Source organism: Aquaspirillum soli, from assembly GCF_054781915.1.
The window spans coordinates 43,242-59,556 of sequence record NZ_BAAGTM010000009.1; the positions used below are offsets into that span (position 1 = coordinate 43,242).

Genomic DNA, 16,315 nt, shown 5'->3' on the forward strand with positions numbered 1-16,315 from the left:
TCATGGCAGGCTTCATTTCTCTTAATCTGGCGCTCGTCTCATGAATCGATATCCCCTCTGGAAATACTTGGTCATTGCAGTGACCTTATTGCTCAGTGCGGTTTACACTTTGCCTAACTTCTACGGTGAAACGCCTGCCGTCCAGGTTTCTAGCACTCGGCAAGCCCTGCCCGTTGATACCAATCTTATGCAACGGATTGAGAAACGACTGGCCAATGAAAAAATTCAGGCTAATGGTATTTTCCTTGACGGGAATAGCCTGAAAATTCGGTTAAATGATACCGATACCCAAATCAAAGTCCGCGATTTAGTGCAACAGGAAATCGGCGATAACTACATTGTGGCGCTTAATTTATTGGCGGCTTCCCCAACATGGTTAACCCAGCTCAAAGCTCACCCAATGTTCCTCGGTTTGGATCTGCGCGGTGGTGTTCACTTCTTATTAGAAGTGGATATGAATGCAGCAGTGGATAAAACCTTAGAACGCTACGCAGGTGATGTGAGACGCGAATTGCGAGCGCAAAAAATTCGTTATGGCAGTTTGAAACGCAATCGCGACAATATTGAAATTTCTATGCGTGATGAGGCTGAACTGCAAAAAGTTGAAGCACTCGTCCGCGACAAGCTCCCCAATCTTTCACTGAAAGCGGATGACAGCAGCCGCATACTGCGACTGAGTTTGACAGATGCAGAAATGATCAAAATTCAAGGGGATGCCATCCGTCAAAACATCACAACATTACACAACCGCGTCAATGAATTGGGTGTGGCGGAACCCGTGATTCAACAATCTGGTGCAAATCGGATTGTGGTTCAGTTACCTGGGGTACAAGACACGGCAAAAGCCAAAGATATTTTAGGCCGTACCGCCACCCTAGAAGTGCGGATGGTGGAAGATGATCCAAGCAAATTGGCTGAGGCCCTGTCTGGTATTGTCCCAGCAGGTTATGAGCTATTGGATGAATTGAGTGCACAGGGTTCACAAAAAATTCTGGTCAAACGAGAAGTCGAACTCACTGGCGACAATATCAATGATGCACAACCCGGGTTTGATGAAAATGGCACGGCTGCCGTTCATATCAACCTCGATTCCACCGGTGCAAGCATTTTCCGCCAAGTCACAGCGGATAACATTGGCAAACGCATGGCAATGGTGTTGATTGAAAAAGGGAAAGGCGAAGTCGTCACAGCACCCGTTATTCGTAGCGAAATCGGTGGTGGTCGCGTGCAAATTTCTGGCTCAATGAACGCCGCAGAAGCCAGTGATATTGCTTTATTACTCCGTGCCGGCTCACTTGCCGCGCCAATGAACATTATCGAGGAACGCACGGTAGGCCCTTCTTTAGGTAAAGAAAACATCGAGAAAGGCTTTAACTCAACCTTATACGGTTTTGCTGCTGTGGCCTTGTTCATGGCGATCTACTACCGTGTTTTCGGGATGATTTCAGTCATTGCATTGGCATGTAATGTGTTAATGCTGGTTGCTTTGCTGTCAATGCTACAAGCCACACTCACACTGCCCGGTATTGCTGCCATCGCCTTGACATTAGGGATGGCGATTGATGCTAACGTGTTGATTAACGAGCGGGTGCGAGAAGAAGTCCGCAATGGGGTGCCACCACAATCGGCGATTAAAGCTGGCTATGAACATGCATGGGCGACGATTCTCGATTCAAACATCACCACACTGATTGCAGGTTTGGCACTATTGATTTTTGGCTCAGGCCCCGTTCGTGGCTTTGCAGTGGTGCATTGTCTTGGCATTTTGACCTCGGTGTTCTCTGCTGTTTTGGTATCTCGCGGCATTGTGAACTTGGTCTATGGTGGTCGCCGTATCAACAAATTATCGGTTTAGGTTTTTTCGACCTAGGTTGAGGAGTCGACGTGGAATTATTCAGTTTTAAAAAAGACATTCCGTTTATGAGCTATGGCAAGCTCACGACGGCAATCTCTTTATTGACCTTTATATTGGCTGTGTTTTTTTTGCTCTGGAAAGGACTTAACCTTTCGGTTGAATTTACCGGCGGCACGGTGATGGAGGTGCAATATCAACAAGCGGCGAACCTAGAGACCATTCGCGAGCAAGTGGCCAAAGTATCACAAGGTGAGCCAACGGTACAAAGCCTCGGCACCACGCGTGATGTGTTAATTCGTTTGCAAAATCAGAATGATAAAAGCTCTGCTCAGTTGTCGAATGAGGTTTTAGCAGCACTCAAAGCTAATGGTAGCCAAGTCGAATTACGAAAAGTGGAATTTGTTGGGCCGCAGGTGGGCGAGGAATTACTCACCCACGGCTTAACGGCCCTCAGCTTAGTGATTGTCGGCATCATGGCCTACTTAGCCATCCGCTTTGAATGGCGGTTTGCGGTATCGGCAATTATTGCCAACCTGCATGATGTGATCATCATTCTGGGATGTTTTGCTGCTTTTCAATGGGAGTTTTCGTTAACCGTGTTAGCCGCTGTGCTAGCGGTGCTAGGCTATTCGGTGAATGAGTCGGTCGTGGTGTTTGACCGTATTCGTGAGAACTTCCGTAAACCCAGTATGCGCGGTCGTAGCGTGGCAGAAATTATCGACAATGCCATCACAGCCACCATGAGCCGGACGATTATCACCCACGGTTCAACCGAAATGATGGTATTAGCGATGTTGTTGTTTGGCGGCCCTAGCCTACACTACTTTGCAGTGGCGCTGACCATTGGCATCGTGTTTGGTATCTATTCTTCTGTTTTAGTGGCCAGCCCGCTATTAATGTTTTTAGGCGTTTCTCGTGAGAATCTCATTAAGCCGCCAAAACCAAAAGAAGAAGCTGTAGTGTAAATTACAGTGCTATTTCATTTTGCCTTAAGCCCGCCAGCTGCTTTTTACAGTATGCTGGCGGTTGTTTTTTGATCTGGGGTTAAGTATGGATTTCGTATGGTTTTTGGTTGATTTCATCCTTCATATCGACCGCCACTTAGCAGAGTTAGCCAGTCAATATGGGCCTTGGCTGTTTTTAATTTTATTTTTGATTATTTTTTGTGAAACAGGTTTAGTGGTTACCCCATTCCTACCGGGAGATTCACTGTTATTTGTCACGGGTGCCATTGCTGCGACAGGGGCTTTTGACATTCATTTGATGGTAGTCACCCTGCTGATTGCTGCGATTTTAGGTGACACAGTGAATTATCATATTGGCCAAAAATTAGGCTTAACCGTTTTTGATCGACCAAATTCTCGTATTTTTCGGCGAGAATACTTAGACAAAACTCATGCTTTTTATGAAAAGCATGGCGGAAAAACCATTATTATCGCCCGTTTTGTTCCCATTGTTCGGACTTTTGCGCCATTCGTCGCCGGAGTGGGTAGCATGAGCTATCGCCAATTCCTATCTTATAATGTCATCGGAGCCGTACTCTGGGTATGTGGCTTTGCTTATGCAGGGTATTTATTTGGTAATTTACCTTGGGTAAAACAAAATTTAAGCCTTCTTATTTTCGCCATCATTATTTTATCGATTTTACCCGGCGTCATTGAAATTGTGCGCCATCGTAAATCTGCTGCCTAATTGAAATGCTGTCCTATGCAACCAAAACGTATTCAAACCCTATCATCGCTCTTAATTAGCCAAATTGCTGCAGGAGAAGTGGTCGAGCGCCCTGCTTCTGCCTTAAAAGAAGTCTTAGAAAATAGCTTGGATGCCGGCGCACATAGTCTTGCCATTGAGCTTGTTGAAGGTGGGATGAAGCTGATTCGGGTACAGGATGATGGAATTGGGATTGCAGCAGAGGATTTGCCTTTGGCGCTGCAAAGACATGCCACTTCAAAAATTCACGCTTTAGAAGATTTACAACAAATCAACACCCTCGGCTTTCGGGGTGAGGGTTTGGCTTCGATTGCAGCCGTTTCTCGGTTAACGCTGAGTAGTCGCACCGAGGACAGTGAAATAGGCTGGTTAATTCGCGCAGAGAATGGCGTACTCTCGGAGCCAGAGCCCTGTCCGCGTTCAGTCGGTAGCAGCATCGACATTGCTGATTTATATTTTAATACTCCGGCTAGACGTAAATTTCTGAAAACAGCATCAGCAGAGTTTGCGCAATGTCATGCAGTGGTTGAGCGGTTAGCTTTGGCATGGCCACATTGTGCTTTTTTACTCAAACACAACCAAAAACAGATTGTACGTCTTGGCAGCCATACCCCCGATGAGCGTATCGCCGCGATTGCTGGGGAAGATTTTGCCCAACATGGCATCAAACTCAACACACAAGCCGCCCATCTTAAACTGCAAGGGATATTGGGACATCCCACTCTGCCTCATCGACAACGTGAGGTGCAGTTCTGTTTTGTGAATGGTCGGTTTGTGCGTGACAAAGTATTACAACACGCCCTACGGCAGGCTTATCACGATGTGTTACATCATGAGATTAAGCCGCACTATGTGCTGTTTCTTGAATTGCCTCCCGAAGAGGTTGATGTCAACGTCCACCCTACAAAAACAGAAATTCGCTTTCGTGATAGTCAGGCCATTCATCGTTTTGTATTTCAGGCCGCACATCAAATGCTGTCACAAACCCGTGCTGGCCATCTTGTGACTCAAGCAACATCACCTGTTACGGTGATGCCACCTGCTGCACCATCAACACCTCACCAACCGGTGACAACCAACAGCACGGAGAGAGCATCTCGACCCACCACATCGTCAAGTTCAACACGGGAAAGCGCTTCATTTGGCACGCCATCTCGTTCTAATTCGACCATATCAGAGCGGAGTCAACACGATGGAGGAAAAGGCCTCACGTTTTATCAAACCTTGTTTCAGGGAACACAAGAAGAACCCGTATTACAAGAGCCCAATGTAGACAATGTACCAATCATCAACACCCCGACACCTTCTGTTGCGGAATCCGTTGGAGAATCACGCTTTCCTCCACTAGGCTTTGCTATAGGTCAGCTACATGGGGTGTATATTCTGGCGCAAGCGGAAACAGGTTTGGTCATTGTCGATATGCACGCAGCCCATGAGCGGGTTGTGTATGAAAGACTAAAAAACGCTTTTCACCGCGACCGAAATCTACCCAATCAAAGCTTGCTATTACCGTATAGCTATGCGGCAAGTACAATCGAATGGGTAACAGCGGAACAAGGCCAATCAACGTTAAGCCAATTAGGTTTTACCTTTACGCTTACTGAACCGAATCAAATTGTGCTCCATACCATTCCAGCCGCCTTGGACAAGGCAGATCCTATTCCTTTGTTTAGTGCTACCTTAGCTGAACTTCACGAGTTTGGTAGCAGCCGCGTGATACAAGAACGACTTGATCATCTACTTGCCACCATGGCCTGTCATGGTGCAGTAAGAGCGAATCGCCAACTGAGCTTAACGGAAATGAATGCCTTACTGCGTGATATGGAAGAGACCGAGCGTAGCGGTCAATGTAATCATGGCCGACCCACTTGGCGCACCTTGTCACTACAAGAGCTCGACCAGCTGTTCCTGCGCGGGCGATGAAGAAGGAGGTTGCAGGTCAAGATGCAAACGTAGGAAACGCACCACGGCCTGTGCCTCAGCCGCCATATCAGTAAAACCTTCATGATCGCCTTGACTGACACGCAATTGACCAAGGCCGAATGGAGCGGCTTGGTATAAAGCCTGAGCCTCTGACATCGGCACGGTTTGATCTTGTTCTCCATGCAAAATCAGCACCGGACAACGCAATTTATTGATCGAACGGATAGGGGCAATGTTGTCGAACGAGTAGCCAATCACTTTCTGCACATAACGTAAGATATATGTCCCAATCGGTTTCATTGGAATACGTTTACTTGCTAACCAGCGTCGCATCACAATTTCCGGATGTGTAAAGGCAGCCACGCTCACCACTGCGACCACATCACGGCGCCGACTGGCCACCAATAAAGCAGCCCCTGCACCCACCGAGTGGCCAAGCAACGCTATCGGCTGGTGTTGGCATAGAACATGTTGTTTTAACCACACAAGACCGGCCTCTATGTCTTCAGCAAAGCGTGGTAGTGAAGAAAAATTGTCATCCTCACTGCGACCATGACAACGCGCTTCTAACAAGAGGACATGAAAACCAGCTTGTTGTAATGGGGTCACCAGAGGCAACATCAACGCCACATTGCTACCCCAGCCATGCATCACCAACAGTGTCGGGCGCGGTTGATCTGCACAAGGAAGCCACCATGCAAATAATTGTTTCTGATTTTTGCTGGTAATAAAAACAGTCTCTGCAGACAAGCCCAAGGCCATGGGCTCAGTATGATGCGGCACACGAGGTGCACGTAACCCGCGTCGGATCAACCAATGAAACCCTGTCCGTAATGCTAAACCTAAACCCACCCCTGTTATTGTCGCTAACCACATCACCATACCCTTAAAAAAATAACGCCCTCAACAAGTGAGGGCGTTATCTCAGGTGGTCAACAGCGCGAAATTACTTCGCTGCACCGTTGCTCAAACCCCATACATAAGCGGTCAGCAAGTGAATTTTGCCTTCGCCCAAGAATTCATTCCAAGCAGGCATCTGGTTCTTACGACCGTTGGTGATGCCTTCCATGATGACTTTCTCAGTGCTGCCGTACAACCACACATTGTCAGTCAGGTTAGGCGCACCAATCGCTTGGTTACCTTTGCCATCAGGACCGTGACATGCCGCACATACTGCATTGAATGCTTCTTTACCACGAGTAGCGCGCTCGGCATCATGCTTTTTGCCGGACAACGACAACACATAGTTAGCGGTATCACGCACTTTTTCTTCACCAAACGCAGCACCGAAGGCTGGCATTTGACCAATACGACCATTCACTAAAGTTTCGTGAATTTTTTCTGCCGAACCACCATACAGCCAGTCGTTATCAGTCAGATTGGGGAAACCTTTTGCACCGCGAGCATCCGCACCGTGACACTGCATACAGTAGGTTTGGTACAAACGATTACCCATTGCACGCGCTTCAGGATCTTTTGCCAACTCTTCCACGCTCACTTTTAAGTAGCGGTCGTATAAAGGCTGGTATTTTGCTTCAGCTTGTGCGCGCTCTTCCTTGTACTGGCCTACCGAAGTCCAGCCACGGATCCCTTTGAACGTTCCCAAACCTGGATACAACACCAAGTAGGCCACGCCGAAGATCAAGGTGAGGTAGAACATCCACATCCACCATTTCGGCAGAGGGTTGTTGTACTCCTCAAGGTCACCATCCCACACATGACCCATCGTCTCAACTTTTTCACCAGCCTTAACCGTTTTGGCTTTAGCTTGAGTCGTCAACAGTAATGTCAGGCCGACAATACCGATGATGACAATCGCCGAGATCCAGATGCTCCAGAAATCACTTACGAAGTCACTCATTGTTTTGCTCCAAGGGAGCCCGCTGTCTGACCCGATGGTGCCTGCTGTGGACGATCTGAAGCATCATCAGCAAAAGGCAGATGAGAAGCTTCATCAAAGCGCTGCTTAGGCGCTCGGCTATAAGCCCAGAACACAATCGCCAAGAAACACACAATACCCATCACCGTGACGATGGTACGAATCAGATTAGCGGTATCACCCATGATAATTTTCCGTATTAGCGGGTATTTTTAATAGCCAGACCAAGACCTTGCAGATAGGCAATCATTGCATCCATTTCGGACTTGCCTTCCACTTCGCTCTTAGCGTTAGCGATTTCTTCATCGGTGTAAGGAACGCCCAGAGTACGCAGCGTTTTCATCTTGGCAGCAACGCCATCAGCGTCAGCCAAGTTTTTCTCTAACCAAGGGAAACCGGGCATATTGGACTCAGGCACCACATCACGAGGATTGATCAAGTGCACACGATGCCATTCATCGGAGTAACGACCACCAACACGGGCCAAGTCTGGACCTGTCCGCTTCGAACCCCATTGGAATGGACGATCGTAAACCGATTCACCTGCAACGGAGTAGTGACCATAACGCTCAGTTTCAGAACGGAAAGGACGGATCATCTGTGAGTGACAGTTGTAGCAACCTTCACGAACATAGATGTCACGACCAGTCAGTTGCAAGGCGGTATAAGGCTTGACCCCTGGTGCTGGCTGAGTGGTTGATTTCTGGAACATCAAGGGCAAAATTTCCACCAACATTGCCACACTGATGACGAGGAAGGTCAGCACGATCAAATAACCGACGCGTTCCTCAATAAGCTTCTGAATTTTTTCCATGAGTGTTAAACCTCGACCTTAAGCGTGAGCGTGAGTGGAGAGAGCCGGAATCTTGGCATCCACAGCACGACCGAGGCCAGCGGTACGCCATACGTTGTAGGCCATCAGGAACATACCAGCCAGATACATAAAGCCACCCAGCAGACGGATAAAGTGGTATGGATAGGTTGCTTTCACCACTTCAGCAAAAGCGTAGGTCAAAGTGCCATCTGGGTTCAGCGCACGCCACATCAGACCTTGCATCACACCAGAGATCCACAACGCAGCGATGTACAACACAACGCCGACAGTTGCCATCCAGAAGTGCGCTTCAATCAGTTTGTTGGAGTACATTTGTTCACGACCGAACAAGCGTGGCACCAAGTAGTAGATAGAACCGATACTGATAAAGCCCACCCAACCCAAAGCACCAGAGTGAACGTGACCCACAGTCCAGTCAGTGTAGTGCGACAAGGCGTTGACGGTTTTGATCGACATCATTGGGCCTTCGAAGGTGGACATACCATAGAAGGACAACGACACAACCAAGAATTTCAACACAGGGTCGGTACGCAGTTTGTGCCATGCGCCAGACAGGGTCATGATACCGTTGATCATACCACCCCAGCTTGGTGCCAACAGAATCAGCGAGAACACCATGCCGATCGATTGGGTCCAGTCAGGCAAAGCGGTGTAATGCAGATGGTGAGGACCCGCCCACATATAGGTGAAGATCAGCGCCCAGAAGTGCACCACCGACAGACGGTAGGAATAAACAGGACGGCCCGCTTGTTTTGGCACAAAGTAGTACATCATGCCCAAGAAAGCTGCGGTCAGGAAGAAACCCACCGCATTGTGGCCGTACCACCATTGCACCATCGCATCCACGGCACCGGCGTAAGCAGAGTAGGATTTGGTGAAGGACACAGGCAAGGCCATGCTATTCACAATGTGCAACAGGGCAACGGCGAGAATAAACGCACCGTAGAACCAGTTAGCCACATAGATGTGCTTCACTTTACGGACAGCAATGGTGCCGAAGAATACGATTGCATACGACACCCAGATCACAGCGATCAAGATATCGATTGGCCATTCCAGCTCGGCATATTCTTTACCCGAGGTAAAGCCGAGTGGCAGGGTTACTGCGGCCAATACAATCACCAGCTGCCAACCCCAGAAGGTAAAGGAAGCCAGCTTTTCAGCGAATAGACGAACTTGAGAAGTTCTTTGAACAACATAGTAAGACGTAGCAAACAGCGCACAGCCACCAAAAGCAAAAATCACCGCATTGGTATGCAGGGGGCGCAGACGGCCAAAGTGAAACCACGGGCCAAAATTCAGCTCGGGCCACACCAACTGGGCGGCGATAATCACGCCAACCAGCATGCCAACAATCCCCCAGACCACGGTCATGATGGCAAATTGGCGCACCACCTTATAATTATAAGTGGATTGCGTTTCCATTTAAGGTTTCTCCAAGGTTACAAACGTAAAATCTTGCGAGGTTGCCGCTCTTAGGCTATTGACGGCACGTCCCTCCGCCACCAGCTTGAAATCTCATCCCAACACCTTATCTAGAGATGACTTTTCTGTCGTTTCAACATCCTGACTTTTGAAATTCGACATTATTACCGGTGGATCACCCTGCCCGACACAGATGCTTTTGTATCGGACCGACATATTGCACCGCGCTATTCTACATCCAGACGGGCTTTGTACCAACGCTACATAGGCTGTGGTAGCTGGATTGTATTGTCATGTCTTGACATCTTATTGACCTACATCAAGCGCATTCGGCCTAACAACGAGCAAATCACATGTTTACTGTTCATTATCAGATCTCGGCACATCCCACCCATGCACAAGCATTGGACGTGGCCATCGCGATTACGCTTCCAGCACCACAAGATATACAGCTCATGCTACCAACATGGATACCAGGTAGTTACCTTATCCGTGAGTTCTCACGGCATCTGCACGCGGTAACTGCCAGTACAGCCAAGGGCCAACCATTATCGTGTGAAAAACTCAACAAACACCGTTGGTGCGTCGCAGCAACGGAAACCCATTTTACCGTACGCTACACCGTTTATGCTTACGATTTATCAGTGCGAGGTGCTTACCGTGACCAACAACGGGTATTTATCAACCCCGCTTGCGTTTGTTTGGCACTAGAAAACGCACCAGATACGGCAATTTCACTGACACTTTCACCCTTTGGCAACCCAGACTGGGCGGTTGCAACTGCACTGCCCGCACAGAATGTCGATTCACAGGGATGGGGATGTTACACAGCGACCGATTATCAGCATTTGATCGATTGTCCCATAGAAATCGGTTCGTTTCAGCGAGTTTGCTTTGATGTTGAGGGGCTTCCCCATGAATTTGTTTTATCGGGTGCAGACCAACGAGTCGATCTCTCTCGTTTAGTCAACGACACGGCAGCGATTTGCCGTGAACAAATTCGTTTTTTTGGTGGAGAAACACCATTTACACGCTATGTCTTTTTGTTACATGTTGGGGATAGCCTGTATGGTGGCTTAGAACACACCTCAAGCACCGCTCTCCTTGCAGATCGTAAAGCCCTACCCCTACCCAACCAAGCACAGCCCCATGATGAATATCATGACTTACTCAGCTTGATTAGCCATGAATACTTCCATGCGTGGAATGTCAAAACCATCAAGCCACAGGCTTTCACCCCTTATCAACTACAAGCAGAAAGCTATACCCGTTTATTGTGGGCATTTGAGGGGATTACTTCGTATTACGATGAGCTTTTCGTATTACGTGCAGGGCTGATGTCATTCGAAACCTATTGCAACAAACTGGCCCACAGCATCAGCCACGTTCAACGCCAACCAGGACAACAGCGACAAACACTGGAAGCATCAAGCTTTGACGCATGGATTAAATTTTACCGACCGGACGAAAATACCGCGAATGAAGTCGTCAGTTACTATCAAAAAGGGGCGCTAGCCGCACTGGTACTGGATTTAGCGATTAGACGTCATAGCCAGAACCAAAAGGCTTTAGATGATGTCATGCGCCATCTCTGGCGGCATGTGACAACAACACAACAAGGCTTAGCAGAACACGAATGGGAACAATTGGCCAGTGCCTACCTTGGTTGGGACATTTCACCGCTGTGTGATGTGCTGTTAAGAAGCACACAACCGCTTCCCTTGGCAGCGTATTTGGCTGATGCAGGCATTGATTTAAGTTGGCATGTTGCAGCGCATGACCAAGATAAGGGCAAAGCGATCACCACCGCTACTCCTTTACCCTCTCCAGCAAAATGCAGCGTCAGCTTGGGTGTTCGAACACAAACCGATGTACTAGGGTGCAAACTACACACTGTTTATCAGGGTGGTTCGGCAGCAACGGCAGGCCTTGCAGGTGGTGATATTATTTTAGCAATCAATGGATTACGTGTTAAAGACTTAGACAATGCCTTAGCTGGCTATCAGGCAGGGGATACAATTTCTGTCCATATTCTACGCCGAGAGTATTTATTGCAATTTGAAATTGTTTTGTCAGATAAGGCACTAGATACTTGTTATTTACAACATCCAGATTTTGCATTGCAGCAAAATATCTGGCCAGCTGCTATTCAGTAAAACCAACCCAAACAACAATTTATGTCTTTTTTAAAGATGCCGTCTTATAATAGGCGGCATTGTTTTTTATCTCTCGCTGACCATTATGACTGCAACCCATTCCCCCCCAACCATTCATCTTCGCCGCGATTATCAAGCTTCGCCATTTTTGGTAGACCGTGTCGATCTTACTTTTGATATTCGTGAACAATCAACTCGTGTTCACTCACGGTTGTTAATTAAACGCAATCGTCACGCTATTACACATCATAATCTGGTATTACATGGCTCTGCTTCACTGAATGTTATTCACTTAGATGGTGAAGTTTGGCCAACCGAACGCTATGAACTCAACTCAGTGGAAGAAACATTAACTTTATTTGAGGTGCCCGAGAGTTTTATTCTAGAAATTGAAACTGAGGTATTTCCAGAAAAGAATACCAGTTTAATGGGGCTATATGCCTCTAATGGCAATTTATTTACTCAATGCGAACCAGAAGGTTTCCGCAAAATTACCTATTATCTCGACCGGCCTGATGTGATGGCAAAATTCTCCACCACATTAATTGCTGATAAAACACGCTATCCAGTTTTATTATCAAATGGCAATAAAGTTGGGCAAGGACTTTCTGATAAAAAACGGCATTGGGTCAAGTGGGTTGATCCCTATCGCAAACCCAGCTATCTGTTCGCGGTGGTAGCAGGAAAATTAGCCGTGGTACGCGATGAATATCTCACCCGTTCTGGCCGTAAAGTTGCTCTCGAAATTTATGTCGAAGCCCATGATGTGGATAAAACCCAACATGCCTTGCGTTCACTAAAACGCGCCATGAAATGGGATGAAGATCGCTTTGGCCTTGAGTACGACCTCGATACTTATATGATTGTTGCTGTCAGCGACTTTAATATGGGCGCGATGGAGAACAAGGGCCTCAATGTTTTCAATACAAAATTTGTCCTTGCACGGCAAGACACAGCGACCGATTTTGATTTTGAAGGTGTGGAATCGGTCATTGGTCACGAGTATTTCCATAATTGGACCGGTAATCGTGTGACATGCCGCGATTGGTTTCAGTTATCGCTGAAAGAAGGCCTCACCGTTTTTCGTGATCAAGAATTTACTGCCGATTTATACAGTCGTGCGGTCAAACGGATCGAGGATGTACGACAGCTACGCACAGCACAGTTTCCAGAAGATGCTGGCCCAACCGCCCACCCGATTCGCCCCGATTCGTATATCGAAATGAATAATTTCTACACCATGACCGTATATGAAAAAGGGGCCGAGGTGGTGCGGATGTACCAAACACTGTTTGGACGAGAGGGATTCCGCAAGGGGTTAGAACTGTATTTCCGCCGCCATGATGGCCATGCCGTGACCTGCGATGATTTTCGTCAAGCGATGGCCGACGCTAATCAATATGACTTAACGCAATTTGAACGGTGGTACGACCAAGCGGGTACCCCCGAAGTCGCCGTGGAAATGTTCTATCACCCCTCGGCACACAGTGTCACTTTGCATATCCGACAGCATTGCCCACCTACACCCGGTCAAACAGAAAAAGCCCCGTTTCTTATTCCATTAACCGTTGCTTTATTTGATCCAAATGGCCATGCCTATCCTCTGCAGATGTCGGAGGAAAGCGAAGCACAGGGCAATGAGCGGGTGTTAATTCTGCGTGAACGGGAACACAGCTTTACTTTCATTCATATCGATCACCCACCGATTCCATCACTGCTGCGTGATTTCTCAGCACCAGTCAAACTGCATTACCACTACAGCGCACAAGAACTGGCGTTTTTATTTGCCCATGACACCGACGCTTTTAACCGTTGGGAAGCCGGTCAGGTGCTGTTTAGACAAACTATTTTGCAGCAGTTAGACCATCCACAATCGACGCTCAATCTCCCTTCTGTGATTGTTGAAGGGGTACAACGCATTTTACACAGCGAAACCTTAGATCCTGCTTTTAAAGCATTGGCTTTAACACTACCAAGCGAGGTGGAGTTATTTGAAGCTGTGCCGGGTGAAGTCGATCCAGTGGCGCTGGTACACGCTCGGGAAATGGTTAAAGTCGCGCTTGCGCGCAGCCTGCGCCATGAATGGCAAACCATGTATCAGCGTTGTCAACGCACCACGTTCCGCCACGAGGACAATGGATGGCGTAGCTTGAAAAACCTATGTTTGGCTTATCTCAATGCAGTGGATGACCCCATTGCAGTGGAATTGGCACAAGTACAATATCAAAAAGCAGACAATATGACCGATCAAGCAGGGGCGTTGAGTGCCTTGCGTGATCGGCAAGGCACGATACGAGACCATTTATATGAAGATTTTGCTCAACGTTGGCAAAAAGAAGCGTTGGTAATGGATAAATGGTTTGCTCTCCATGCCGCTAGTTTGCGCTCAGATACGCTCAGCCGCACCGAAGCCCTGCTACAACACCCGTGTTTTTCTTTGAAAAATCCGAATAAGGCGCGGGCGGTACTCGGTTCATTTGGCCGCAATTTGCTGCATTTTCATGCAGCGGATGGCAGTGGCTATCGGTTCTTGGCGCAAAAAGTGCTGGAAATCGACCAGTTCAATCCACAGGTGGCATCCCGCTTAGTCAGCTTATTTAACCGCTGGACACGGCTCGAACCCCAACGGCAGCAGTTAATGAAACAGGAACTGACCACAATTGTGCAACAACCGGGTCTGTCACGCGATGTATTCGAGATTGTCTCTAAATCACTCGAAGCCACGCACTAAGTATTAGAACAGGACGCGCTGTTGCTGTGCTGCAGCGCGTTTAACCGGCGCAAAACTCAGCCGGTGAACAGCCGCAATTGGGCCAAATTGTTCTAAGGCGGCTAAATGCGCGGCAGTTGGATAGCCTTTGTGTGCGGCAAATCCATATTGTGGGTAAGCCTCGTCTAACAACAAAAGCTCTGCATCACGCGCTGTTTTTGCCAAAATCGAAGCGGCAGAAATTGCCTTGACTTTGCTGTCCCCTTTGACAATAGCTTCTGCCGCCATTGCTAAGCCACTTGGGATGCGGTTGCCATCGACCAACACTCGTTGTGGTTGTAACATCAATCCCTCCACCGCCCGCCGCATTGCTAACAAGCTGGCCTGTAAGATATTGAGCTGATCAATTTCTGCCACCGATGCCGAGGCAATACACCATGCTACGGCATGGTGTTTAATCTCGGACGCCAGTTGATCGCGTTTTTTCTCTGATAGCGTTTTTGAATCTGCCAAACCGACAATCGGACAGGGATCAGGCAGAATCACCGCGGCCGCCACCACACTGCCGGCCAACGGCCCACGGCCTGCTTCATCGACACCGGCAACCCACTCGCCTAACCATTCGCTCAACGGTTTCCCTTTTTTTCTTTTCCACCATGCAAAGCGATGGTTTGCAACACAGCTTGAGCAGCTAACAATGCACTATCCGCCCGCAAGGTACGATGCAGCACCGTAAACTCCTGTTCTAACCATGCCCGATATAACGGATCGGCATAGTGTTGCAGCATCATATTGGCAAGATTCTCGGCGGTCGCTTCATGCTGCAACAACTCCGGTACCACAAAACGACCACAGAGAATATTCGGCAATCCAACATAAGGCAGTTTGAGCTTACGCTTAACCAACTGATAGGTCATGGCAGAAATACGATAGCTAATCACCATCGGACGTTTTGCCAAAGCCACTTCTAAGGTTGCCGTGCCACTCGCCACCAATACGCCGTCCGCCGCAATCATTGCATCACCAGCATGACCATACAGCACCCGTAACGGCAACGATTCCATCTTCCACTCTTTTAGTAACGCTTGGACACGTTCTAATGTGGGCCGCGTTGCAACGGGCAATAAGAATTGCGCGTCTGGCAAGGCTTGATGAATCAGCGAGGCCGCCTCTAAAAAGAGCTGCCCCATGTATTCAATTTCACTGATGCGGCTACCGGGAAGAATGGCAAACACTGGACTGTCTATCGCCAATTGCAAGCGATGGCGCATGGCATCGCGGTCGGGGGCATCAGGAAAACGCTGTGCCAGCGGATGACCAACAAAGGTCACTGCCACCCCTGCTTTTTCGTACAGAGGCGGTTCCATCGGGAACAAAGCCAAGATGTGATGCACCGAGCGCTTAATGCGTTCAATCCGTTCAGGCCGCCAAGCCCAAATCGAAGGACTGACATAATGGACGGTTGGAATACCCGCCTCTTTAAGCGTTTCTTCTAAGCCAAGATTAAAGTCAGGGGCATCAATCCCAATAAACACATCGGGTGGTTCAGCCAACAGTGCCTTTTTCAAGCCACGGCGAATTCCCAATAGGCGGGGTAAACTGCGTAATACTTCAGCATAACCCCGCACTGCCAGTGCTTCTTGTGGATACAAGCTATGTAATCCCTGCGCTTCCATTTTGGGGCCACCGATGCCAACACATTCAATGTCTGGCCGTTGTTGCCGCAAGGCTTCGATCAGATGCGCGCCGAGTGTATCGCCTGACGCTTCTCCAGCAACCAAGGCCACTTTTAAGGCCTGAGGACGAGAAAACAAAGGCATGA

13 protein-coding genes are annotated in these 16,315 nt (G+C 48.3%); 6 read left to right on the top strand and 7 right to left on the bottom strand.

Annotated elements, in window-relative coordinates; all coding sequences use genetic code 11:
* The first annotated feature begins 40 nt into the window (after positions 1 to 40).
* The 4 genes from secD (at position 41) to mutL (ending at position 5,488) form a co-directional block, all read left to right on the top strand.
* Complete coding sequence (secD, locus tag ACYVJG_RS09130; protein WP_460430782.1) at positions 41 to 1,855, top strand: protein translocase subunit SecD; 1,815 nt, start codon at positions 41 to 43, stop codon at positions 1,853 to 1,855.
* A gap of 29 nt (positions 1,856 to 1,884) precedes the next feature.
* Positions 1,885 to 2,820: a protein translocase subunit SecF gene (secF, locus tag ACYVJG_RS09135; protein WP_460430783.1), complete on the top strand. Its 936-nt coding sequence runs from the start codon at positions 1,885 to 1,887 to the stop codon at positions 2,818 to 2,820.
* 85 nt (positions 2,821 to 2,905) lie between these two features.
* Positions 2,906 to 3,547 carry a DedA family protein gene (locus tag ACYVJG_RS09140; protein ID WP_460430827.1) on the top strand — a complete coding sequence of 214 codons (642 nt, stop codon included), beginning with the start codon at positions 2,906 to 2,908 and terminating at the stop codon, positions 3,545 to 3,547.
* Between the two features lie 15 nt (positions 3,548 to 3,562).
* Positions 3,563 to 5,488, top strand: a complete 1,926-nt coding sequence (mutL, locus tag ACYVJG_RS09145; protein WP_460430784.1) for a DNA mismatch repair endonuclease MutL — start codon at positions 3,563 to 3,565, stop codon at positions 5,486 to 5,488.
* Here the strand turns inward: mutL and ACYVJG_RS09150 are convergent.
* The 5 genes from ACYVJG_RS09150 to ccoN all read right to left on the bottom strand — a co-directional run bounded on the left by ACYVJG_RS09150 (position 5,450) and on the right by ccoN (position 9,627).
* On the bottom strand, positions 5,450 to 6,364 hold the full coding sequence (locus ACYVJG_RS09150; protein WP_460430785.1) for an alpha/beta hydrolase: 915 nt from the start codon (positions 6,362 to 6,364) through the stop codon (positions 5,450 to 5,452). The genes mutL and ACYVJG_RS09150 overlap by 39 nt on opposite strands.
* A gap of 70 nt (positions 6,365 to 6,434) precedes the next feature.
* Positions 6,435 to 7,349, bottom strand: coding sequence for a cytochrome-c oxidase, cbb3-type subunit III (gene ccoP, locus ACYVJG_RS09155; protein WP_460430786.1), 915 nt, complete (start codon positions 7,347 to 7,349; stop codon positions 6,435 to 6,437).
* On the bottom strand, positions 7,346 to 7,552 hold the full coding sequence (locus tag ACYVJG_RS09160; RefSeq protein ID WP_460430787.1) for a cbb3-type cytochrome oxidase subunit 3: 207 nt from the start codon (positions 7,550 to 7,552) through the stop codon (positions 7,346 to 7,348). The genes ccoP and ACYVJG_RS09160 overlap by 4 nt, the downstream gene beginning before the upstream one ends.
* A gap of 14 nt (positions 7,553 to 7,566) precedes the next feature.
* A complete protein-coding gene (ccoO, locus tag ACYVJG_RS09165; protein WP_022653104.1) occupies positions 7,567 to 8,181 on the bottom strand; it encodes a cytochrome-c oxidase, cbb3-type subunit II in 615 nt (204 codons plus the stop codon).
* 18 nt (positions 8,182 to 8,199) lie between these two features.
* On the bottom strand, positions 8,200 to 9,627 hold the full coding sequence (gene ccoN, locus ACYVJG_RS09170) for a cytochrome-c oxidase, cbb3-type subunit I (RefSeq protein ID WP_460430788.1): 1,428 nt from the start codon (positions 9,625 to 9,627) through the stop codon (positions 8,200 to 8,202).
* Between the two features lie 353 nt (positions 9,628 to 9,980).
* On the opposite strand from ccoN, the gene ACYVJG_RS09175 reads away from it, so the two are divergent.
* A complete protein-coding gene (locus ACYVJG_RS09175) occupies positions 9,981 to 11,783 on the top strand; it encodes a M61 family metallopeptidase (protein WP_460430789.1) in 1,803 nt (600 codons plus the stop codon).
* Between the two features lie 85 nt (positions 11,784 to 11,868).
* Positions 11,869 to 14,514, top strand: a complete 2,646-nt coding sequence (pepN, locus tag ACYVJG_RS09180; protein ID WP_460430790.1) for an aminopeptidase N — start codon at positions 11,869 to 11,871, stop codon at positions 14,512 to 14,514.
* Between the two features lie 3 nt (positions 14,515 to 14,517).
* On the opposite strand, the gene rnhB is transcribed toward pepN, so the two are convergent.
* Positions 14,518 to 15,123 carry a ribonuclease HII gene (gene rnhB / locus ACYVJG_RS09185; protein ID WP_460430791.1) on the bottom strand — a complete coding sequence of 202 codons (606 nt, stop codon included), beginning with the start codon at positions 15,121 to 15,123 and terminating at the stop codon, positions 14,518 to 14,520.
* On the bottom strand, positions 15,120 to 16,313 hold the full coding sequence (gene lpxB, locus ACYVJG_RS09190; protein WP_460430792.1) for a lipid-A-disaccharide synthase: 1,194 nt from the start codon (positions 16,311 to 16,313) through the stop codon (positions 15,120 to 15,122). The genes rnhB and lpxB overlap by 4 nt, the downstream gene beginning before the upstream one ends.
* Positions 16,314 to 16,315 lie beyond the last annotated feature (2 nt).